Annotated in this window: 18 protein-coding genes; 6 read left to right on the plus strand and 12 right to left on the minus strand. The window is 71.3% G+C overall.

Annotation, left to right across the window (positions count from 1 at the left end; all coding sequences use genetic code 11):
- Positions 1–354: 354 nt before the first annotated feature.
- Together MicB006_RS32625 and MicB006_RS23690 are read left to right on the plus strand one after the other, a co-directional pair.
- Positions 355–2199, plus strand: coding sequence for an Hsp70 family protein (locus MicB006_RS32625; protein ID WP_116508994.1), 1845 nt, complete (start codon positions 355–357; stop codon positions 2197–2199).
- 46 nt (positions 2200–2245) lie between these two features.
- The gene (locus tag MicB006_RS23690) at positions 2246–4192 is read left to right on the plus strand and encodes a hypothetical protein (RefSeq protein WP_116508996.1); all 1947 of its coding nucleotides are present in this window, start codon (positions 2246–2248) and stop codon (positions 4190–4192) included.
- 170 nt (positions 4193–4362) lie between these two features.
- On the opposite strand, the gene MicB006_RS23695 is transcribed toward MicB006_RS23690, so the two are convergent.
- From MicB006_RS23695 to MicB006_RS23705, 3 genes are all read right to left on the minus strand, one after another.
- Positions 4363–4977 carry a hypothetical protein gene (locus MicB006_RS23695; RefSeq protein WP_152037870.1) on the minus strand — a complete coding sequence of 205 codons (615 nt, stop codon included), beginning with the start codon at positions 4975–4977 and terminating at the stop codon, positions 4363–4365.
- 102 nt (positions 4978–5079) lie between these two features.
- Positions 5080–6234 carry a hypothetical protein gene (locus tag MicB006_RS23700; RefSeq protein ID WP_161565939.1) on the minus strand — a complete coding sequence of 385 codons (1155 nt, stop codon included), beginning with the start codon at positions 6232–6234 and terminating at the stop codon, positions 5080–5082.
- A 258-nt stretch (positions 6235–6492) separates the two neighbouring features.
- Positions 6493–6912 carry a hypothetical protein gene (locus MicB006_RS23705; protein ID WP_225980466.1) on the minus strand — a complete coding sequence of 140 codons (420 nt, stop codon included), beginning with the start codon at positions 6910–6912 and terminating at the stop codon, positions 6493–6495.
- Positions 6913–7326: 414 nt separating this feature from the next.
- Between MicB006_RS23705 and MicB006_RS31865 the strand changes: the two genes are divergently transcribed.
- The 4 genes from MicB006_RS31865 (at position 7327) to MicB006_RS23730 (ending at position 12546) form a co-directional block, all read left to right on the plus strand.
- Positions 7327–10338, plus strand: a complete 3012-nt coding sequence (locus tag MicB006_RS31865; RefSeq protein WP_161565940.1) for a BTAD domain-containing putative transcriptional regulator — start codon at positions 7327–7329, stop codon at positions 10336–10338.
- Positions 10335–11372 carry a DUF2637 domain-containing protein gene (locus tag MicB006_RS23720; RefSeq protein WP_116509004.1) on the plus strand — a complete coding sequence of 346 codons (1038 nt, stop codon included), beginning with the start codon at positions 10335–10337 and terminating at the stop codon, positions 11370–11372. The genes MicB006_RS31865 and MicB006_RS23720 overlap by 4 nt, the downstream gene beginning before the upstream one ends.
- Before the next feature lie 33 nt (positions 11373–11405).
- Positions 11406–11639 (plus strand): transposase, encoded by a 234-nt coding sequence (locus MicB006_RS23725; protein WP_161565941.1) that lies wholly within the window; start codon positions 11406–11408, stop codon positions 11637–11639.
- A gap of 178 nt (positions 11640–11817) precedes the next feature.
- Positions 11818–12546 (plus strand): hypothetical protein, encoded by a 729-nt coding sequence (locus tag MicB006_RS23730; protein WP_152037873.1) that lies wholly within the window; start codon positions 11818–11820, stop codon positions 12544–12546.
- Between the two features lie 494 nt (positions 12547–13040).
- Here the strand turns inward: MicB006_RS23730 and MicB006_RS23735 are convergent, their stop codons facing one another.
- The 9 genes from MicB006_RS23735 to MicB006_RS23780 form a co-directional block, all read right to left on the minus strand.
- On the minus strand, positions 13041–13502 hold the full coding sequence (locus tag MicB006_RS23735; protein ID WP_116509010.1) for a DUF4262 domain-containing protein: 462 nt from the start codon (positions 13500–13502) through the stop codon (positions 13041–13043).
- Entirely contained in the window at positions 13495–14535 is a 1041-nt protein-coding gene (locus MicB006_RS32455) for a hypothetical protein (RefSeq protein ID WP_225980467.1), read from the minus strand. The genes MicB006_RS23735 and MicB006_RS32455 overlap by 8 nt, the downstream gene beginning before the upstream one ends.
- Positions 14532–15143 (minus strand): hypothetical protein, encoded by a 612-nt coding sequence (locus MicB006_RS23750; RefSeq protein ID WP_116509012.1) that lies wholly within the window; start codon positions 15141–15143, stop codon positions 14532–14534. Before MicB006_RS23750 ends, MicB006_RS32455 begins: the two co-directional genes overlap by 4 nt.
- 297 nt (positions 15144–15440) lie before the next feature.
- Positions 15441–17078 carry a VWA domain-containing protein gene (locus tag MicB006_RS23755; RefSeq protein ID WP_116509014.1) on the minus strand — a complete coding sequence of 546 codons (1638 nt, stop codon included), beginning with the start codon at positions 17076–17078 and terminating at the stop codon, positions 15441–15443.
- 30 nt (positions 17079–17108) lie between these two features.
- Complete coding sequence (locus tag MicB006_RS23760) at positions 17109–18269, minus strand: AAA family ATPase (protein ID WP_116509016.1); 1161 nt, start codon at positions 18267–18269, stop codon at positions 17109–17111.
- A 347-nt stretch (positions 18270–18616) separates the two neighbouring features.
- Positions 18617–19099, minus strand: a complete 483-nt coding sequence (locus MicB006_RS23765) for a hypothetical protein (RefSeq protein ID WP_116509018.1) — start codon at positions 19097–19099, stop codon at positions 18617–18619.
- 56 nt (positions 19100–19155) lie between these two features.
- Positions 19156–20253 carry a DUF4314 domain-containing protein gene (locus MicB006_RS23770; RefSeq protein WP_116509020.1) on the minus strand — a complete coding sequence of 366 codons (1098 nt, stop codon included), beginning with the start codon at positions 20251–20253 and terminating at the stop codon, positions 19156–19158.
- Positions 20254–20330: 77 nt separating this feature from the next.
- Positions 20331–21002: a hypothetical protein gene (locus tag MicB006_RS23775; RefSeq protein ID WP_116509022.1), complete on the minus strand. Its 672-nt coding sequence runs from the start codon at positions 21000–21002 to the stop codon at positions 20331–20333.
- Between the two features lie 113 nt (positions 21003–21115).
- Positions 21116–22186: a M23 family metallopeptidase gene (locus MicB006_RS23780; protein ID WP_116509023.1), complete on the minus strand. Its 1071-nt coding sequence runs from the start codon at positions 22184–22186 to the stop codon at positions 21116–21118.
- Positions 22187–22213: the final 27 nt, after the last annotated feature.

Genomic DNA, 22213 nt, shown 5'->3' on the forward strand with positions numbered 1-22213 from the left:
ACGGCTCGGGATGCCCGGCGCTGCGGTAGGCGAGGCGGACGGCTGCCTCCGCGCGCGCCTGGTCCGCGGGCTCGCAGGACAACGCCGCCTGCGTCCATCGGCTCGCCACGGCTTGTCCGTGCGCTGAGATCGGATTGGTGGAGTCACGCATGTCGTCCTCCCGACGAATGATCGATAGTGCGGCATGCCGTTGACGATGCCGCTGCAGGTCAAGTGGCCACGTGCGACCCAGAGGAACCAGGGCCGATCGTCGGTCCCGGCGTTCGCTGTTGTGGCCCTGCTGGGCACCGCGGCCGGTTGCGGTGAGTGATTCAGGGATGACGTGAATGAGATCCTCATGTTTGACTGACATCCATGCGATCGGGGCAGACGCGGCTGGCGATCGACTACGGCAGCGCCGACACCACCGCCGTACTGGCATGGCCGGACGGCACCTGGACGCCGCTGCTCTTCGACGGCGAACCCGCCCTGCCCAGCGCCGTCCTCCTCAGCGAGGACGGCACCACCGTGACCGGCCACCACGCCTGGCGGGCCGCGCCGGCCACACCGCACCGGTTCATCCCGCACCCCCGCCAACCCTCCGAACAGCGCCTCACCGTCGCCGACACCGACGTCGACCCGCTCGACCTGGTCGCCGCGACCCTGCGCCACGTCGCCGAGCAAGCCCACCAGATCACCGGACCCGGCATCGACGACGTACGGCTCGTCGTCCCGGCAGGCTGGGGCCCGCGACGACGCACCTGGATGCGCCACGCCGCGCACCGCGCCGGCCTCCCACCACCACAGTTGATCGACGCGCCGACCGCCGTCGCCGGGCACCTGCTCGCCACCGGCCTGCAGCTGCCCGTCGGCGCCTACATCGCCGTCTGCGACGTCGGCGCCACCGCCGAAGTCAGCGTCCTGCGCCGCGGCCCCGCAGGCTTCGAAGTCCTCGCCACCCTCGCCGACCCCAGCGCCGGCGGCACCGCCATCGACGACGCCCTCACCACCACACTCACCACCAACCCACCCGCCACCGGCGGGCAACGATGGGCCATGACGGCCAGCCTCCGCGCCGGCAAACACGCCCTGACCGACCACCCGGCCGTCACCGTGCCACTACCCGACGGGCCGGCCGTGGTGCTCCACACCGGCCTGCTCGACCAAGCCGCCCAGCCCGTCCTGCACCGCATCGCCCACCTCACCACCGAAGCGATCACCGCCGCGGAACTCACACCCCGCGACCTCACCGGCGTCTACTGCGTCGGCGGCACCGCCCGCCTACCCCTACTGGCACAGACCCTCACCGACGCCGGCATCACCCCCACCCTCGTCGACCAGCCCACCCTGGCCGCAGCCCGAGGCGCCGCCGACGCAGGCACCACCAACACCACCACCGACCCCACCACGACCGACGAGCCGATACCGCCGGTACGGCGCGCCGCCGCGATCGCCCTACCCGGCTTCGCATCCCTCGCCCTGGTCTCCCAGTTCCTGCTCACACCCCAGTGGCGCGGCTCCCTCATGTACCGCGAAGCGATCCTCAACTGGGGCGAGCTGACAATGGCCGCCGTCTTCGCCGTCATCGCCTGCCTCAGCGCCGGCACCGTCCTCGCCTCCACCATCGCCAACCGCACCACCACCCCGACCAGCCCCGGCACACACACCGGCACCGGCATCCTCGCCGCAGCCTCCCTCGGCGTCGCCGTCAGCGGCATGTACGCCGTCGTCGGAAGCCTCTACGTCGGCTACCCCGTCAACAGCTTCCTGCGCTGGACACTGCTACCCATCACCCCGACCATCACCGCCGCCGCCGTCATGGCCCTCATCGCCACCCGGCAATGGCGCACCCCCGCGGGCGGATGGTCGAAACTGCTCGCCTTCCCCACCAGCTCCGTGATCACCGCCGCCGCCGGCATGCTGCTCATCCAATACAGCCTGACCGCCGACCGGTGGCCCCACCTGATCCTCTGGATCGACCTCGCCGGCCGAGCCGGAGGCCTGCTCCTGGGCATCGGCACCGTCATGGCCGTCGTGTCCCAGCCGATCCTGCGCCTGATCCTCAGCGCACCCCTCGCCGTCATCACCGCCGCCCTGGTCTCCTGGCCCGCCTCCGGCATCCTCGGCGCCATCTACGCCATCGCCGTGACCACCTGGTGGCTACGCCAGATGTGGACCCACCTCCTACGCCCCCACCACCCCCACCGGCCGCCGCAATGACCCCACCAACCGGATACCGCCCAACGCACGTGGGGGAGGAGCCGCGGTGAACGGGGCCCGGCGACTCGCAGGCGCTACCGTCGTGCTGGCCGTCCTGGCGATACCACCGTGGCTGCTGACCACCCTCACCCGAGCGCACCTGCCCGGCTGGCCGACCAGCACGCAACTACGCGACTGGCTGACCGACCCGCTGACCCCGGCAACCCTCACCACAGGGCTCATCGCCGTGGCCTGGCTGCTGTGGCTCGGCATGACCTACACCGTCACCGTGACGGCCGCCCGCCGACTGCGCGCCGGCGCCCGATGGGTACGCCACCTGCCGCTACCCACCCCATGGCAGGCCGCCGCCACCAGCATCGCCGGCGCCGCCGCCCTCACCACCGCCCACACCCCCACCACCCATCCGCCGAACCCACCGACACCAGTCACCGCCGATGAACTGCAGCACCCCTCCGATACGCCCCAGACCGAGCGCGGTGGGGTGGTCGTGCCCGGCGGCTGGCTACCCGACGACACCGCCCACCACATCGCCGCCGCAGCCGCCCTGGTATGGCTACGCCGCCGTCGCGCCCACCAACCCGGCCAACCCGACACCAACGCCACCCAGCTGACACCCCTACCCGCCACCATCACCGCCGTCCAAGCAGTCATCGCCGACCAACCACCGCCGCCAACAGCCACCACCGGCGCAATGCAGGCGCCGCTGCCCCCAGCCGGCATTCGTCTCGCCGGTGACGGCGCCGACCACGCCGCCCGAGGCTTGCTCGTCACCAGACTCCTCACCGCGCTGCGCGACCCCACCGACACGACCCCGGTGATCATCACCAGCAATACCCTCACCAGGCTCCTGCCCAGCGTCGCCGAGACCGTCGCCACCATCCCGGGCCTGCACGTCATCGACACCCTCGAACATGCCGCCGTCCTGCTACCTGCATCCCGCACGTCGTCCACAGCCGACCGCCGTATACCCAGCCTCGTGATGACCGCCGGACCCGCGACGGCGGCACCACCGGACCTCCCGGGCGCCCGTGTCGTCACCCTCGACGCCGGAGCACCACTACCCACCTGGCGCGTCGACCGCCACGGCCACACCGTCGATCACCAGACCGGGCAACCACGGCCACGGATGTGTGTCCTCGACGGCACCGCCGCGGCGGACCTGCTCGCCGTCCTGGCCCAGCCCGCCACCGAAGTACTCGACCCCGCCGCCTCCGTACCAGCCCGGCCGGTCGACCGCGCACAGGCAAAGATTCCCCGCCAATCCAGCCGAGTCACACCGCCCACACCGCGGCAGCCCACCGAGACCACAGCAACCGCTATCCGGCTGCGGGTGCTCGGCCGTCCGGCGCTGCACATCGACAGCAACGAGGTCACCATCCGCCGCAGCGCCGCCCTGCAAATCCTCGTCTTCCTCGCCGTGCACCCCGACGGCGCCACCACCACGCAACTCGTACAAGCCCTCTGGCCCGGCCTACCCGCCCACACTGTCACCGGCCGCCTCTACACCACCCTCAGCGACCTCCGCTCGACCATCCGCGCCACCACCGCCGACCCCATGGTTGTCCACACCGAGGGCCGCTACCACCTCGACCCACGCGCCGACGTGGACCTGTGGCGACTGCAGGCCGCCGCCCACCACAGCGCCACCACAGACGCACCCGGCAGCTGGCAGGCCGTGATCGACGCCTACACCGGCGATCTCGCCGCCGGTCACACCTGGCCATGGATCGACCCACCCCGTGAAGCCACACGCCGCCTGGCCCTCGACGCCCACACCACCGCCGCAGCAGCACAAACCGACCCGCACGAGCGCCTACGGCTGCTCCAAGCGGCGATCCGCATCGACCCCTACAACCAACAGCTCCACCAGCTCGCCGCCGACCAACTGAACGCCCTCGGCGACTCCGCCGCAGCCGCCGACCTTCTCCACACCCACCGGCAACGCCTGCGCCTCGCTGGCATCCTCGACCAACCCATGATCACTGCTCGTTAGCCGGGTAGGTCCTCCGGTCGCGGCACGGCGACGTCGAACGAATCCTCGGTGGCGGCAACCAAATCCTTGAAGCCCTCGGCGAGGGCCTGTCTCGCGAAGGGCTCTGTCTCATCCACAGACCCCTCGGCGAGGAAATCGAGGAAGCCGTGGGCCAAGACCGCCACGGCGGTTCAGCCATCGAGCAGATTGCGCAACTGCATGGCTTGGCGTTTTGCCTCCGCGTCTTCGTCCTGCGTGACTTCAGGCGGTGGAGGCGCGAGTGGAAGGGGGGCTAGCCGCAGGCCGTAGCCGCACCGGGATCCGGCCTTGATGATCAGTGGGGGAGCCGGAGGTTCGGGCCAGGCGATGAGGTGAAATCGTTCATCTGACTGGTCGAGCACCTGGTCGTAGTGGCGGTCCCGGCCGCTGGCGTGTATCCGCAGCCGGTAGTGCCCGGGGCCCTGGATGCTGAGCATTGGCAGACTGACCCGCTCGTGTTCTGGTGGTTGCTCAAGTTCCTCGACGGTGAGGTGCCCGTTAGGCACGTACAGGCTGACCTCAGCGACGTCTTCCCAGGAGTCGAGTTCGTTCCAGCGCGTGCCGGTCTCCAGCGCGGGACGCTCGTCGAATGGTTCGGCGGTGACGAGGACGTGGCCGCGGTCGATGCCGGCGTACAGCAGCGCGGCGGAGGCCATGACTCCGGCTAGGCCCGTGCTGTAGTCCATGGTCCCGAACACGGTGTCAACATCGCGGTCGGTCACGAGGAAGCCGTGGTCCTGAACATGAACGCGCGCAGGATGCCTCATGGCATCATCCTGCCCCACCTATCGGGCTGACAGCACATCGTTGCGAGGGCCACGAGTAACCGGCCCCCGCAACGATGTGCCCTTGCCGATGGTGTGCCGGTGTTAGCTGCTGATGCCGATGCGGAATGGGTCGCTGTGCAGTACGCGGTAGTCGTAGTAGAACGCGGCCATTAACCCGCCTTGGGCATTGTTTTCACTGGCCGTGATCATGCAGGCGCTGGCACCAGACGGTCCGGTGACGTTGGTCGGCGCGCTGATGTTGCAGCCGGAGAACGTGCGCCGGCTACCACCGAACGCCAGTCCTTGGAACGTTGAGGCCAGCGGATACTCGTCGCAGCTCTTGCCTGTGAGGCTGGGTGCGTCCCCGCAGGCGCGGCTGCGGTTGAGGTTGTTCGTGGCCGTGTCGACGTTGCGGTTGAGCGGGTTGGTGATGGTTGCGCCGGGCAGTCCGGAGCCTTGGGCTCGCGAGACATGCGAAGCCAGGCTCGGGTAGCGACTCTGGCTGTAAAGCACCTGTGCCGGGTACCACGGTACGACGCAGCCGACCCGCGCAGGCCGGGATCCGTTGGCTCCGGTGGCGTTGTCGCACATGATTTCCGCCATTGACGTCGATGCGGTCACGAGCGGGTAGCCGACGGGCTGCAGGCGCAGATTCCACGTTGTCGTACACTCGCCGACCGCGCCAACCGCGGTGGCGGTGGTCTTCGCGCCGGCTTCTCCAAGTCGGCTGGTGTTGTTTGCCGGTGCCAGCGACTGCAACGGGAACGATGACGACCCGTTGAGCACGCAGTCACCTGCGGCCGATAGTGTGCCGGTGATGGTGGAGTTGCGCGCGTCCCCCCACCCAGACCACGGCGATATGCCGATTTGGTGAATCCAGTTGGGCAGGCTTACCGAGCTATAGGTCAGCTCGTAGACGTCCATGATCAGCTCACCGGTGATCTTGACTGTGCCGTTAACCGTTTCCTCCGTGCTGAGAAGCAGCGCGTTGATCTGGCATGCCTCTGTGCGTGAGCCGGCGACTGGGAGGCCGTCATCGACGCTGCCGGCACACCACGACGGGAACGGCACCGGCGCCAGCGCTGTTGCAGCGCTGGCCGCCTGCTGTCTCGGCTGAGCAGGCGCCACGCACACGGACCGAGTCGCCGACGTGCTCACGCATGTCTTCGCCATGGCCGCGCGGGGCTTCGCCGCGGTCACACCATGGCGCCCGATCGGGATGCTTGTCGGTTTGACCAGCACGTCCGGTGACGTCACGACGTTCGCCGTGCTCGCCGTCCTCGGTGCTGCAGTCGCGGGCGACGTTGCGGCAGCGCAGGAAGCAGCGGCTAAGGCGGAGACCGCCAAAACTCTCAGACCCGTGCGCACATGCATAGAGTGCTCCCCTCGTGATTGCAAGCAATAGCAATGAGCTATTACATCGAAACATGTAGATGTTCACGATTCAACCCTTCGGCCGCCGCCTGTTGCCGTTGCAGTACCAGGCCGTTCCCGACGCGCGGTGCCCGCCAAAGTTCATCGAGGACGGTGAAGAAGCGTCCTCGATGGCGCCAGGCCGAGGTCGGCCATCAGGTGCGCGGCCTCGACCTGGACGAAGCCGAAGGACCAGGTGGACAGCAGGGTCGCGGCGGTGCACAGCTCATCGGTGTCGTCGATGCTGGAGATGTCCACGCACACGGCCGGGGCGTTGAGGCGGATCGCGGTGGTGGTCTGCCCCTCGAAGGTGTCGCCGAGCGAGCCGTGCAGCAGCCCCAGCAGGGTGCGGCACAGCCCGTTGGCCTCTTCCCGGAAGCGGCGCAGGTCCTGTTCCTCCTGCCAGAGGACGGCCGCGCGGACTGGTGGCGGGGCGTTGCGGATGACGCGCAGGACGTCGGAGAGCACCGGCGGGGTGTCGGTCTCGCGTTCGGCGAGGTAGCGCAGCGCGGCGGACAGCACGGTGGTTGCGTCCGAGCTGACGGCCCGCGCCGGAAGAGCGCGACCAGCACGTTCAGTCGCCGGTCGGTGACTGCGGGCAGACCACGGCGCCGGTCCGTTCATCGAAGCGGTCGAGGCCCTGGCGCCACGGGCCACCATCGAGGGGGTGGATGCGGTCCAGGCCGGGCCCAATGCGCAGCGCCTGACAAGGTCGCCGAGCCGGGCACCGGCGCTGCAGCTGATGGGCCGCGTCCCTCGTTGACCTGCCGCTGTGAGGTCGTGTGAGGCGCCGTGAGGTGCAGTCAGCGGCCGACCTGGACGCAGGACTGGGCTGGGGACATAGCGTCACGGCATCGCCCCCATCAGCAGCCCTGCTGGGTGTGGACGACGACAGGAGGAGGGCAGGTGACATCGCCAGGAGTACGGACCGCCGCAGTGATAACCGGCGTCCTGTCCACCGCCGCCATCGCGGTCATCGTGGTGATGCAGAGCGGCTGGACTCCGAACCTGCCGGCGCCGGCCACCATGCGGCAGTGGATAGCCGACCCGATGAACAGCGGTGCCGTCACCGTTCTCGTCGTAGCCGCAGCAGTGACGCTCTGGCTGCTGCTGGCCACAGCCGTCCTAAATTCTGTGTACGCGGCGCTGGCCCGTCGGCTGCGCCCGGCACCCGCCCTACGCCTTCCCGGTCCGGTCCAGGGCCTCACCGCGGCGCTGCTCGGCGCGACCGCCGTCACCGCTGCTACCGGCGCGGGCGCACACGCCACCCCCGCGACCACCACGTCCGATGAACCAGCCGCGGCCGGACAAGCGACCGCCTCACCCGCCTCCCACCACCTCGCTGCAAGCCACCAGCCGGCCGCGCCGCCACCCACCTACACCGTGCGCCGCGGCGACAGCCTGTGCGAGATCGCCGCCCGAACCCTCGGCGACCCCGACCGATGGCCGGAAATCTTCGCCCTCAACCGGGGCGCCCGCTTCCCCCACGTCGGCGGCACCCTGCGCAACCCCGACCTCATCTACCCGGGCTGGGTTCTCCGCCTACCGGCCGACGCCACACACAGGAGCGACCAGACTCCGCCGCGCGGCCACGATCAGCAGCCCCGCACCGAACCCGGACGCCCGGACGCCCCGGCGCCGCCCACGAAACCTGACTCCTCGGCCGGAGCACCGACACCCACGACCACCACCACGGCAGGCCCGACAGCACCCACGATCGAACCACCCCCGGCAGGCCCCGAGGTCACCGCGAGCGCGCCGGGCACCGCCCGTGTGACTCCACGGCCCGGCAGCGCCTCGCAGCCGCCGACACGGAATCCGCTGCCTACACGTCACGGGTCTCCAGGCATCGACGTGCCGGGCGGCAGCTGGGTGGACATCGGCCTGGCTGCGGCGATCGCCGCAACCGCCGCGCTGGTGTGGGCGCACCGGCATCGCCGCTACACCCCGCGCCCGCCCTCGACCGCTACCCACGTCGAGGGTCCCGACATGACCCCGATGCCGACCGTGGTCATGCAGATCCGCCGCCGTCTGCGCGCCGCCGCACTACGCACCGCCACACCCCCCGCCACTGGCCACCAACGGCACGACCTCCACTCGTCCCCAGGCCTCGAAGACGGCAACACCGGACCAGACTCGGCCGCCCGCGACGGTGAAGACCACACCGCCGGTGACTCGACACCTGTGCCGCGTCCGGCGGTGCCGTCCTTGGCGCACCCGCTGGCCGAGACTTGGCCGTCCGCAGGCCTCGGGCTCACCGGCCCCGGCGCTGACGCCGCTGCCCGCGGCTTCCTGACCGCCGCGCTCGCCGCCGGCGGCCTCGACGCCCCACACGAACGCACCCAGGTGGTGATGCCAGCGACAACCGCGACGACCCTCCTCGACACGGACACCACGACCCTGCCCCACAGCCCACGCCTGACGGTCACCACCACCGCCGAGGAGGCCCTCGACCTCCTCGAAGCGCAGATCCTCCATCGCAGCCGCCTCGTCGACACCCGCGACGCTGACACGGTGGCCGACCTACGGACGATCGATCCCGCGGGGGAGCCGCTGCCGCCTGTTCTGCTGCTGACCCACGCCACCGCAGCCCGGCAGAACACCCGCATCGCCGCGCTACTCACCCAAGGCACACGCCTGGACATCCACGGGGTGCTGCTCGGCGCCTGGCCCGACGGAGACACCGTCGCCGTCGCCGCTGACGGCACCACAGCCCTCACCGACGGCCCTGCCGACCAGAGCGATCATCCCGTCCCAGTGGAGCGTCTGGCCGTGCTCACCTCGGCCGACACCCTCGCCCTGCTCGGCGTCCTCGCCGAGTCACACACCGGCCAACCACCGGCCCCCATTGACGCCGCGCCGCAGTCAGACGACCGGCGACTGGCCACCGCGAACTCGACCGAGGCCGGCCGCAGCGCCCCGGCCGAGACACCGGGACCGGCCGCGAGGCCCACCCTGACGACTGCCAGCACGTCACCCACCCCTGTCGAGGCCACCGGCAGCAACCCGGCCACCGCACATCCCCGCGCATCGGACGAGTTGACCGGCATCGTCGACACCCGGCCCCGTCCGATCGCCGTTGCCAGCGCCGGTGGTCACGACACCGCACTCTCCGCCGGGCCGGAAACCGTGCCGCCCGCCGTGAATCGCGAGCAGCAGCCCCGTCGCGTGCAGGTATCGGTGCTCGGCCCGCCCAGCATCACCGCCGCTGCGTCCCATCCGCCGCTGCGCGCAAAGGCCCTCGAGGTGCTCGTGTACCTGGCGGTCCACGACGGGGAAGCGACCGTGGACGCCATTCTGGATGACCTGTTGCCCGACGCCCCGACCAGTAAGGCACCGGGCCGGCTGTACACCTACGTGTCGAACCTCCGCGCCGTTATGCGGCACACGGGCGGCCCAGGCGACTACCTCACCCACCCCCAGAACCGCTACACGCTCAATCCCGCCCTCGTCGACGTCGACCTGTGGCGGATGCGCGCGGCGATCCGCGACGCCGAACGCGCCACCGACCCGCAAGCGCGGATCGCCGCGTTACGGCGCGCCGTCGACACCTACCGCGGGCACCTCGCCGACGGCGTCGACTACGAATGGATCGAGCCCTACCGCGAGGCCGTACGGCAGCAAGCCCTCGACACCTACCTCGCGCTCGCCGACGCCCTCGCCGACCATCCCGCCCACCAGCTGACAGTGCTCGACGAGGCGATCCGCCACAGCCCTTACACCGAGGAGCTCTACCAGCACGCCATGCGCGCCCGCGCCGCCCTCGGCCAGACAGACGCGATCCGATCCCTGCGCCGAGCACTGACACGGGCTCTTGCAGAGATCGACGCCGAACCCCACGAAGACACCCTCGCCCTCGCCAACGAGCTCATCGCCGCCCAGCAGCGCCGCCGCCCCCGACCGCCGGCGCAGCGCCACTCCCGCGACGAGGACGGAGTGACTGCATGACCAGTATTTCCACCTCGCCGTCCTCGCACCGTGACCGTCCGAACGCGGCCAGCCGGGAGCAGCTGGCCGGTCTACGGCCGCTGCGGTGGGCGGTGCGTGCCGTGCTCACCCTCGGCGTCGCCGCGTCGATCGCGGCGAACGTGCTGCACGCCCGACCGAACCTCATCAGTCAGCTGATCGCCGCCTGGCCGCCGCTGGCGCTGCTGCTCACTGTGGAATTGATCTCCAGGGTGCCCAGCCACCGTAGGTCCCTGGCCGCTCTGCGGCTGCTGGCGACCGCCGCGATCGCCGGCATCGCCGGCTGGGTCAGCTACTGGCACATGGTCGGTGTCGCCGCCCGCTACGGCGAGATCGACGCCGGTGCCTCTTATCTGCTGCCGATCTCCGTGGACGGCCTTGTCGTCGTGGCCAGCATCAGCCTCGTGGAGATCACCGGAAGGATCCGCGCCGGCACCGGCCAGCCCACGTCTCCGCAGCAGCCAACTGCCCCTCAGGACCGGCCAGGACACCCTGCCCCGAGGACCGGCGCCGACCGGACCACCAGGCGGCGAACGCCCTGCCTCACCGAAACGGTCACCGAGACCAAACCAATGACCACCTTCGCGTCGCCGGACGCCGTGTCTACTCCGGCTTCACCGCGAGGACAGGCCGCGAGCACACAAAGCGCCGGGTCACCAGACCGCCCACCCCGGCCCGACCGCGAGGACGTCCCTGGCGGTTCCGAGGAGTCCCGTGCAGCGGGCGGCCGCGCCGGAAGGACGCCGACCGGCCATGGGAGGACCGCAGCGACGATCCCCGCGGACCAGGACAGCGCCGCCCAGGTCGTTGCGGCCACTCCGGCCGCCGTGGCGTACTGGTATCAGCAGGATCCGTCGATGCATCCCGCGCAGATCGCCGAGCGGATCGGCAGATCCGAGCGCACCGTGCGCCGATACTGGCCGCCGGCCAAACTGCAACGGGCCAACGGCCACCACCACGGCCCGCAACCGACCGTCCCCGGGGCGTCTAACCCTGACCCGCCCTCGATCTTGTAGAGACTCTTGGTGTCTGTCCCCTCATTGAGGAGGGTGCCGGCCCGCGCCGGCGGTAGACCACCGAACTTCGACCGCGTCGCCTACCGCAAACGCAACCAGGTAGAACGCGGATTCAACCGGCGCAAGCACTGGCGCGGCCTGGCCACCCGCTTCGGCAAGCTGGCCAGCCACTACCAGGCCACCCTCGACCTCATCGAGGCCCTGAACTGGCTACGCGCCGTACCCGACGGACATGGTCGCGAGACAGAAAGCCTGGGCCGCGTTTGATCGGCCGGGCCTCGCCCGGCCTGTTTGCCGACGAGGCTTAGCCGATTGGCGCGCGCCTTGCGAACGCCGTCTTGACCGGACACCATCAGACAACCGCACGACGTCGACGGGGGCCGCCATCTTCAGTACGTCACCAACCATAGACACCGCGCTTTCGGGGCACCGGCGGGCGGGAACGGTGGTGCTGGTCGCCGCCGCGGCGAGCGCCGTCGTGCTGGCCGTGCCCGGTGGCTTCCGTATCTTCGACGGCGTCGCCACCCCCTACGGCGCGGGCCGCTGGGTGCTGCTAGCGCTGCTGGCCGCAGGCGGACTCATGCTGAGACGGGGCGGACCGGTCGCTACCGGCGTCGCAGCGACAGCGGGCCTGTTCGCCGCCGGACAGCTCAGCGCTACCGGCATCTGGGCGGTGAAGCATTGGCGCCCCTTCTCCGGCATGGTCGGCACCGGCTACGGCATGCTTCCCCTGCTGATGTCGCTGGCAGCCGTCCTCGCCGTCGCGGGCGCGTTGGCCGCAGTGTTCTGCCTGACCGCGATGCGCCGCAACGGTGTTTGGGCCGTGCAAACCACTGGAACTCAGCGCTGGGTCGCCTTCGCAGCCGGTGTGGTAGTCGTGGTCGGCCTGCCGGTCGCGATGCTTGGCGGATTGTCCCCGATCACTATGCTCGGTACGTTCACGCTGCTGTTCGGCCTGCCGTGGGGCATCGCCCTGGCTGCGACCGGCTGGCTGCGCCGCGACGCGGCGATCGCCGCAGGTGGCCTTGTGACCGTCAGCGCGCTGACCGCCGTTGGTTGGAGCATCGGCCACAGCACTGAGTGGCGCTCCGTTTTCCTCCACCTCCTCGCCGTCGCCGTCGTAGCCGCCTTGGCTACCGCCCTCCGCTTGCGCCGTCCCACTCAAGCCCTCTGAGTACTCCCGCCGAGTCGCTCTTGGCCGACTCCTGGTCGCTATGCCCGCTGCTGGCGTGCTCTACGACGATGCGCACGGCGCCGGTGCCGACCGCCAGCCGTCGGCCGCCTTCGCCCATGCAAGAACGACGCAGTGGACCCGCGGAGATCGGGCCACGATCGGCCTAGTTCATGCGTTGGACTGCCACGCAGTGCCCGACGGCGGAGATCCGCGAGACAGAACCTAGGGGGAGCGGGGCCAAGCCACCCCAGTGTTCGGCAATGGCACCCTCTCCTACGCCTACGCGGTTTCTCACCACGTACCTGGACCGGCTGTTTCTGTTGCAGGCGGAGACCGAGCGCCGCCGGTGCCCGTAACGGTGGGCATCTAGAGACGAATGCCGCCCAGCGGGTGCACGACGAGCTCGCTGATCGCGCGCTGGGGCTCAGCGACTCATTCGGTTGGCTGACCACCATGGCGGCGCCGATCGCGGACGATGGCAGTCGGGTGTCCGGCTACAGCCGGCCGATCAGCGGCTGTGTCCGCGGGTCGAACCGGTATCCGTTATCCCAGGGGAACCGGCCCTGCTGGTCCGGCCACACCATCTGCTGCAGTCGGACCCGGTCGCGGCCGTAGCGGCTGATCGCCAACCCGGGCAACAGGTCGTCCGTCGGCGGCCCGTCGATGATGATCGCGTCGTAGCCGGCGATGACGTCGCTGAGGCGTTGTCCGTGGGTGAACCGTTCGGCGGTGTCGTAGACCCGGCGAGCCAGGTCGTTGAGCAGACTGTGGGCGACCTCGGGTGGCAGCCCTGCGGTGATCAGTTCGGGGTAGTCGTGGGCGGTGAGCCCGACGGTGTAGGCGAACGGGGCGGTGGTGACGGTGCCGTCGTCGGTGGGCAGGACGTACGTGACGGCCCATCCGATGGTGTCGATGATCCGCTCTTGACGCCGGAGCAAGTCGTCGATGTCACGCATGGTCGGTGCCTCCTAGGAATTCGGCGCTGGGGGCGGGGTCCGTGTCTGGGGCGGGTGGCTCGACGTCGACGAAGCCCCAGAGGTGTTCCATGACCTGGAGTTGCCAGGTGCGGTAGCGGTCGGCGAAGCCACGGCAGAGCGCGGGCGGGACCGGGCTGCCGGCGTAGGGCAGCGTCGAGTGGCAGATGATGTATCCCGCGTCGCCGCGCGCCTCGCGCACCATCTGCTGGAGCCGGCCGGGGGTGAGGTGCATCGGGTTGCCGGGCTTGAAGATGCAGGTGGCGCACTCGCGGGCGAGCCGGCGGGTCTTGCGCAGTTCCGGGTCGCCGACGCTGAGTCGGGGTGGCCGGTCGACGTCCGGTTCGTCGGCGGCGTCGAACATGTTGTCCATCGTCAACTCCTTGTCGTTGCGGCACGGGCCCGCTTGGCGTGGGATGCGGGACCCGTGAGTCCGGGTGATCGGGGTTCTGCGGTGCTGGTGCGGCGTGGTTTTGAGCCGGCGCAGCCAGGTCAGCACCGTGTCGATGTCGGCGCGGCGTAGCCCGTCGTGCGGGTCGACCGGGTGGAGGAGGGTGGGTGCGCCGTCGGCGGTGCGCTGGCCGGCGGTGGTGGTGTCCTTGCCGCCGAACTCGTCGTCGAGGACGGCGAGTGGCCGCCGCGCGACCCACCCGTACAGGGGGCTGAGTTTGTTCTGGTGGCCGAAGCGGACCCCGCCGGCGTGGACGGGGACGTGCGGCCAGGTGGTCGGCAGGCCCAGCCGTGGCGCGATCCACGCGGCGGCGAGGTGGTTCCAGCTGGTGCACCACACCGGTTGGGCGTGCTCGGCGAGTTCTCGCAGCCAGGGCCCGTGGTCGGGGTTCAACCAGACGGTGCCGGTGACGTGCCGGCCGTCGGGGGCGGGCCCGTCGTAGCGGTGCGGCCGGTAGCCGAGTGTTTCGGCGTGGCAGGGGTCGGCGGGGTTGAGGACGCCGTCGACGTCGATGGCCACGACGGGGGAGGAGGCGGGCTGTGCCGGTGGTCGGCTGCTGGTCACGGCTGGGCCTGCTCGCTGAGGATCGGGTGCAGGGGCACGGTGAGCCGGTCGGCGGTGCGGCCGGGCCGGTCGGCGGGTTGCCACGTGTCGGCGGCGGCGTGGGTGGGGAACGGGCCGACGGCGGCGAGCCTGCCGTCGGTGCGGTCGAGCAGCACGAGAACAGCGGTGCGGGCGTCGTCGAGCGCCGGCCGCAGAACGTGGGCGAGGTCGGGCGGGAGGTCGACCCAGCCGGTGGCGGGGAGATCCGTGACGGCGGGATCGTGCAGCGGCACGGGCCTGGTCACGGCGAGTGTGGTGCTGTCGAGCGCGAGCGTGGCGGCGTGGGAGTGGGCTGCGTCGGCGCCGCTGGTGGGGCCGTGGGCGTCGAGGTCGCCGCTGGTGTGGACGGCGAGCAGCGCGTGCGGGTCGCGGATCTCCAGGGAGTCGAGGACGGCGAGGGTGACGGTGTCGCCGGTGCGCATGTCGCGCAGGGTGAGCAGGACCGGCCGTCCGTCCGGGTCCCGGTTCCAGGTGATGGCGTCGAAGTGTTCGCTGGTGACGTCGCGTAGGCGCCGCCAGGCGCGGTTGTCGGTGTCGAAGGGGTGTTCGTCGTCGGTGCCGTAACGCATGAGGAACTCCTTGTCGGGCAGCGTCGTAGCCGCGCCCCGGGATCTGGATGGGTCGGGGCGCGATGCATGCACGCTTCGATGGCGCGGGATGGTCAAGTCGCCGGGGGCGGCAGCGAGGCTCGTTCGGCATCGGCCCTTCGCGAGATGCGAGTGCGGCCGCCTGGGGCAGCCCCTGCATTCCAGGCCCGGGTATGTCGTGGGTCGCGGCGCGCGGCGCCGCCGGGCAGCGGTTAGGCAGCGCCGCGGCGCGGGGTGGGACTGGTTGGCTGCCCGCTCGGGGCCTGCCCCGGCCGGGGTTCAGGCCTGGGTGAGGGCGGTGACGGCGGCGTCGGCGATCGCCGCGATGGCCTCGGTCGGGTCGGTGACGGTCAGGGTGGTGGCGTGGGTGAAGGTGTGCCCCCAGATCTGGTCCGGGTCGGCCGGTTCGCCGTCGGTGGGCGGGTCGGCGGGGTGCAGCCACAGCACGGCGCAGCCGGCGCGGTGCAGGGTGGTGACGAGTTGCTGGCCGGCGGGGATGTCGTCGAGGTAGCCGTCGGAGACGACGGCGAGCATCCGCAGGGCGCGGCCGTGGCGCAGGTCGAGCAGCTGGTCGGCGACCTTGACCGCTTCCGGGAAGGTGGCGGTCGCCAGGCCGGTGCGCATGTGCAGCACCTGCCGGGGGTAGGTGCGTGGGGGCACCAGGACGGTGGTGCGGTCACCGAACCCGATGGTGGTGGTCGTCGCCTGCGCGCGGCGGGCCGCGTTGGCGAAGATCCACGCGGCCGACGACATCGCCTGCGTGTAGCGGGCCATCGACCCGGACAGGTCGACCAGGACAGCCAGATGCAGGCGGGGCTTCTCCGGAGGCAGCTGGGCGCGCTGCTGCCACGGTGCGGCCGTCGGCATCTGCCCGGCGGCGGTTTGCGCATCGGCGGTGATGGCGTGGCGGGTCCGCAGCCGACCGGGTGGGATCGGCGAGGGGCGCCAGCCGGGTTCGGGGTGGCGAGTGCGGGCCTGCCGCAGCCGGTTGGCGAGGTCGCGGGCCGCGCGGTGTTCCTGCTCGGTCGGGTCGGCGCGGTCCCACTCTGCTGGTGGGCTGTGCCGGTGGGCGAGCAGCGCCGTCGCGTACTCGGCCGGGGTGACGCCGGCGGCGACGGCCAGGTAGTCGACGAGGGCCGCGGCGAGGCGGCCGGGGAACAGGCCGGCGTCCGGCACGGGCGGGTCGTACTGCTGGTCGGGGTCGATGCCGAGGACCTGACACCACCGGCGGGCCAGGCAGATCATGGTGTCGGCGTCGGTGTCGTCGCAGGTGTGGGCCTCCCGCCAGATGTCGCGCAGCTGCCGCAGGCGCTTGCGTCCGAGGACGCCGGTGACCGCGGCGCGAATGGGGCGGACGTCTTTGCTGGTGACGATGCGGGCGTCGACGCGGGCCAGGAGCAGCGCGGCGAGTTGCCCGGCGTGCCACGCGTCGTCGACGGCCGCGCCGTTCGGGTCGAGGAGGGTTGTCACGACGTGGCGCAGCCACCGGCGGTCGCCGCGGCGGCGAGCGCGTTGGCGTCCTTCGGCCCGGGATTCCTCCAGCAGGTCAGCCACGGTGGCGAGGATCGGCGGGGTGCCGGGCGGGGTGGTCCAGCGGCTGTGCGCGGCGTGCGCGGCACCGTGCACGAGCAGCCCGTAGCCGGTGGGCACGAGCCGCTTGTGCCGGGCCTTGGCCGGGTCGGTGACGTCAGGGCTGTCGGCGATGTAGGTGGCGTCGACCTCGATCCGGTTGAGGGCGGGGTAGAAGCACTCGGGTGCGCCCCCGGCCGCGCCGGGCGCGACGGGGACGGTGAGGTCGGTACGGCCGGTCAGCAGCGGAACGTGCTGGGTCCACGCCTGCGACCAGGCCCGCCAGTCGGCGGCACCGGCCGGCGGCGGCGGTGTGCCGGGGCGCAGGTGGGTGTGCGGATGGGACACGAAAGGGGCTCCTTCCAGAAAAGGGGGCGGTTAGCGCTTGCCGAGGGCTAGCGCGGTGATGGGCGTGCCGGTGTGCCGGGACAAGGCGGCGGTGACGTCGTCGCGGGCGTCCTGCGGGGCGATACCGGCCAGGTTCGCCAGGGCGGCGCTCATACCCAGCTGGTCGCGGACTGTGACGAAGCCGAGCAGTTCACGCAGCTGCGGCGCCCATACGGTCTTGCCGGCGGCGAGGTCGGCGTTGAGGTCCATCGCGGCGGCCACGACCGGCTTGGGGACGCCGAGCTGGCGGGCGAGGTCCCAGTCGGTGGTGACGTGCAGGTGGACGGTGAACCGGGAGGCCAGGGCCTCGGTGAGCACGGCGCCGTGCACGCCCGGGTTGTGGCCGGCGACGATGTAGAACCCGTCGACGGCTTCCACGGTTTCGTTGCCGTGCGCGGGAATGGTGACGGTGCCGCGGCCGTCCATGGCCGGGTACAGCACGGCCAGGACGCGGGGCGGGATGAGGGTGGCGTCGTCGACCAGCAGCACCCGCCCCTGGCGCATCGCGGTGACGAGGGGCCCGTGGACGAACTCGTAGCCGCCGCCGGGGACCGGGTTGTAGGAGCCGAGGAAGTCGTCGACGACGGTGTCGCCGGTGCCGGCGACGGTCAGCAGGTCGGGGAACGCCGCCTCGACCATCGCGGTCTTCCCGGTGCCGGGCGGCCCGTACAGCAGCACCGGCACCTGCCGGGCGCGCAGCCGCCGCAGTTCCTCGACGTCCCAGCCTTTGCCGAGCCGCCGCGGGTGATAGAGCGTCCCGTTCGGTCGCGGCACCGGCGCGGGCCGGGACTGCCGGCCACCAGAGCTGCCGGGGGAGCGGGTGCGGGGCGCGGCGGGCGGGAGGGCGCCGGCGGCGTCGATGCCGGCCTGGGTGATCTGGAACCGGTGTGGGTTGCGGTGGTGGGTGGCGTGCCCGGCGGCGGCCATCTTCTTCAGCGCCTCGAACACCGCCCCGGACGACGGTGCGCCGATCGCCCTGGTGATCTCACCGACCTTGAGAACCTGGTCGGGGTGGTCGGCCAGGTGCAGGGCGACTGTTCGGTAGAGGTAGCCGGCCCGGCCGGAGCCCGCCCCGGTGCCGGGAGTGCCAGCGCCGCTGGCCGGGGCCGGGTCGTTCTGCGGTGAACCGGCCGGTGGGTGTGGTGTGGTCATGGGATTGCCTCGATTCGGGTTCGGGCCCGCGCACCCGTCTCCGGGTGCGCGGGCGGTGGGTACCGCACAGCGGAGACAGGCGGGGCCAACCCCTGCCGGCCCGCATCGCGCCGGACAGGTCGGCGACCCCACCCCTGGTGGTGCTGAAGGGTTACGGCGACACGTCAGGTCGCCGCTGATACGTGCTGGTCGGTGTCGAGGCCGTGCAGGCAGTGTCGGCGCCGACGATGGAACCCCCACCAAACCAATCGATCAAGTCGAATGGGTGTGCGGGGGCGGGATTGCGGAAGTGCCGGCTGACTACGTGTGCGACGCAACGTCGAGCGATGCTGCCGGCGCGGTCGTGGTCAGTCAGCGCAGCCCCGTTCGCAGCCCTGCGGGTCGCACTGCTGTCCCTCCGCCATCCGAGCCAGAGCCAGCCCGTCGCCCCCGTCGAGGTCATCGAGGAACCGCCAGCCGAACCCGTCGGCGAACGCCTTGACCTTGGCCGCCCCGTACATCGGGTAGCCGGCGTGCTCCATCGCCGCCACGACGTCGTCGCGGCCGAGGAGCCAGGCGAGTTCACTCAGCTTGTCCACCGACCGGCTCGCCGAGTTGCCGCGGTGGTCGAGGATCTTCCCGATAGCGAATCGCAGGTAGTCCCGGGCATGGGTCTCGTGGTCGACCCGCCGGGTCCACTCGCCCGGGTGTCGAGGGGCGATGACCTGGCGGGCGTGGTCCAGGTCGAGTGCCTCCACGAGGACCTCCTCCCGGAAGCCGAAGATGTCCCCGCGGTTGGCCCGCAGAGCCCAGACCCGGGTGACGATCTCTTCTTGGGTGCGGATGGTCACTTGTTTCCTTTCTGTCGGCCCACCCGTCGAGGTAGGGCATCGGTGGGTATGCCGGCCTATGCGTTGTCGGTGTCGGGCAGGTCGCCGACGATCCGGTCGCAGACGTACGGATCGACGGCCTCCCAGCACCAGCTGCGGCCCATCACCACGTACCGGCCGTCCCCGTCCGCGGTGATGCGATCGATGGCGTCCGGGTCGCCGGACAGGGCACGCTGGTCGGCGACGAGGACGTCGCCGTCGAAGGACAGACCGGCCAGCGCTTCGTCGACCTGCCGGTCCAGGTCGCCGGCCGGCACGCCCTGCTCGCGCAGGCTGTCGCGGTACCGGTCGCGGTGGCGCTGCTGGTCGGCGACGATCGCCTCGGCCACGTCGCGGGTGCAGGAGAACACCGCCCACCCGTTCCAGTAATCGATCAGGGTGCCGACGAACCCGACCTCGACCCGGTCGTCGCCGTCGGGGCCGGTGGTGCGCGCCCAGTCGCCTGCGAACACACCGACACCGCCGATCCGGACCCGGTCGGGGTGCAGGTGGGACACATCCGTGCCGGTGGGGCTGGCCGCGAGATGACACAGTTCCGCGACGCGGTCGGTGACGGCGGTGTCGTAGGCGTCGCGGTAGACGGCCATCGCCTCGTCGCGCTGCGGGATGCGCAGCCCGAACCAGCCCGCGCTGTCGCCGGTGGCGGCGGCAAACAGCTCCCACCCGGCGACGTCGACCGACTCTCCCGCCACGGAGAAGGAGGGCAGGGCGTCGAGGACGGCGGGATCGCCGTCGTGGATGCCGGCCAGGATCCGGCGTGCGGCCAGGCGGCTGTCACCGCCGACCCGGGCACCGATGGTGTCCTGCGCCCACCACTCGGCGGCGGCGCGTCCGGCCTCGGCGCCGGCGGCGCACATCCGTTGCAGCGCGGCGGCCCATCCGGTGGCCTCGCCGACCACCCCGCCAGTGCGAGGCGGGGTGGTGGTGGCCGGTGCGATGCGATCGCCGGCGTCGAGGCACATCGCCAGCGTCGAGCCGCTGTCCCAGGTGACCTCCACGACGTTCTGCCGCTGGTCGTGGCGGCGGACAGTCCCGGTGTCACCGGGCCGCAGCAGGGTGTACGGGTCGTCGGTGTGGACCAGGGCGACACGCTGCCCGGCCTCGTAGCTAGGCACGGCAGTTGCCGATCGGTCGACGGGGCCGGTGGAAGGGCCGCCATCGTCGGTGGCCATTGACGGCGGGCGGTCGGTGCTCATCGGGTCTCGCCCGCCGTATCGCCCGCCGTGGGGTTCTGCGGTGGCCAGGGCTTGCGGGTGACGTGATCGCCGAACATCGGGTCGCTGGCGACCGAGGAACCGCAGCGGACGCAACTGGTGACGGTGTCGTAGCCGTAGCCGACCATGGACGGCACCTCGACGTGGTCGATCTCGTCGACCGCGCCGCAGACGGTGCACACCGTCATCCCCGGACCGCCCCCGTCGTCGGCAGGCGCGGTGACGAACAGGTCCTCGACCGGGTCGAGGTGATGCGCGCTGTGCCGCAGCCAACGGCCATGGATCGTCGCCTCGTACACCACCAGCCGCCGCTGGTCGAGGTGCAGCAGATACAGCCACTCCAGGGCCCCGCCGACGTCCTCGCGCAGCGCGCCCCGCCGAACGGTGGCGTCCTGAGCGACGACCGGGTAGCCCAGCCCGGGCACGGGCGGCTGCCGGTCCCAACGCCGGGGCTTGGGGTTGACGGCAAGGGACCACCAGTCGTGGGCCAGCAGCGCGGCGGCCATAGCGCCGGTGTCACGGCCGAACGTGTCGGTCCAGATCCGGCGCAACAGCGGAACCAGAACCTCCGGACTCTCACCGAACTGGACCAAGCGGGCGGTGTAGCTGCCGCGGAACGCGGCGACACCGATGAGCGTGGGTGTGCTCACGGCCTTGTCCTCCTCAAGGGATGTGTGGATGGGTCGCGGCGGTCGTCCCCGCACGGGTCGACCGCCGGGCTGGGGCTAGATCACGGAGCCGCCGCCGGCATCCGCGATCGGGACTACTGATTCAGGGGCGCGCCGACGGACGCCATGAAGGCGACCGGGTCGACGGCCGTGCCGGAGGTGTGATCACCGAGGTGCACCTCGAAGTGCAGGTGCGGCCCGGACGAGTGGCCCGAGCTGCCGGCGACGCCGATAACATCCCCGGCAGCGACCCGTTGACCCTCGGCGACGGAGGGGCGGGTGAGCAGGTGGCAGTAGCGGGTGATCACCCCACCGGGGTGGTTGATGTCGACGTACCAGCCACAGCCGCGGGTCAGAGCGGGATCGCCGTCGCGGTCACAGCCCCAGTCCCGGCCAGTGCGAACGTCAACGGCGTTGCACCGCACGACGGAGACAGTGCCGGCGGACGCGGCGTGAATCGGGGTGCCCTTGCCCACGATCAGGTCGACGCCGTCGTGCCCGGGACGGCCCGAGGTGCGGAAACCGGAGCCGACATCCCCCTGCACCGGCCGGGCCCAGCCCTGCGCGCTGACCGCCACGCCGCAGGCGGCCGGGCCGGCGCTGGCCCCGGTCAGGGCGGCGACGATCCTGGCGGCGTCGGGTTCCCACCTGGCGTAGGCGTCCGGGTAGGCCGACCGCTGCACCCGTTGGGCGGCCTCGGTCAGTGGCATCGCCTGCCAGCCGTCGACGGCCTGCAACTTCTGGTAGAACTTCGTCGTCGCGTACCGCGGGTCGTGCAGTTGCTCGGGAGTGCCCCAGCCCTGGGAGGGGCGCTGTTGGAACAGGCCGACCGAGTCGCGGTCCCCACCAGGGATGTTGATCAGAGAGGACTCCTGCATCGCGGTGGCCACGGCGATAACCCAGCCGCGCGGCGGCACGCCGAGGCCCATGCCGACGGTGGTGATGGTGGCGGCGTTGCCAACCTGCTCGGCGTTCCAGTCACCGATCGGACCAATCCCACCCAAAGCAGGGCTGCGCGCGGCCGACGAAGCGGTGGGCGTGACGCTGGTAGCCGACCCGCACGCGCCCGCCCCGCCGCCGAAGATCAAGGTGGTGGCCAGCCCGGAGCACAGCAGCAGGACGCCGGTGACCGCGAGGGCGATCCCGGACAGCATGCGGGCGGTCATGACTGGACTCCTTCGAGGCAGGGCCGG

The organism is Micromonospora sp. B006 (assembly GCF_003408515.1).
GTDB classification, from domain to species: Bacteria; Actinomycetota; Actinomycetes; order Mycobacteriales; family Micromonosporaceae; genus Micromonospora; species Micromonospora echinospora_A.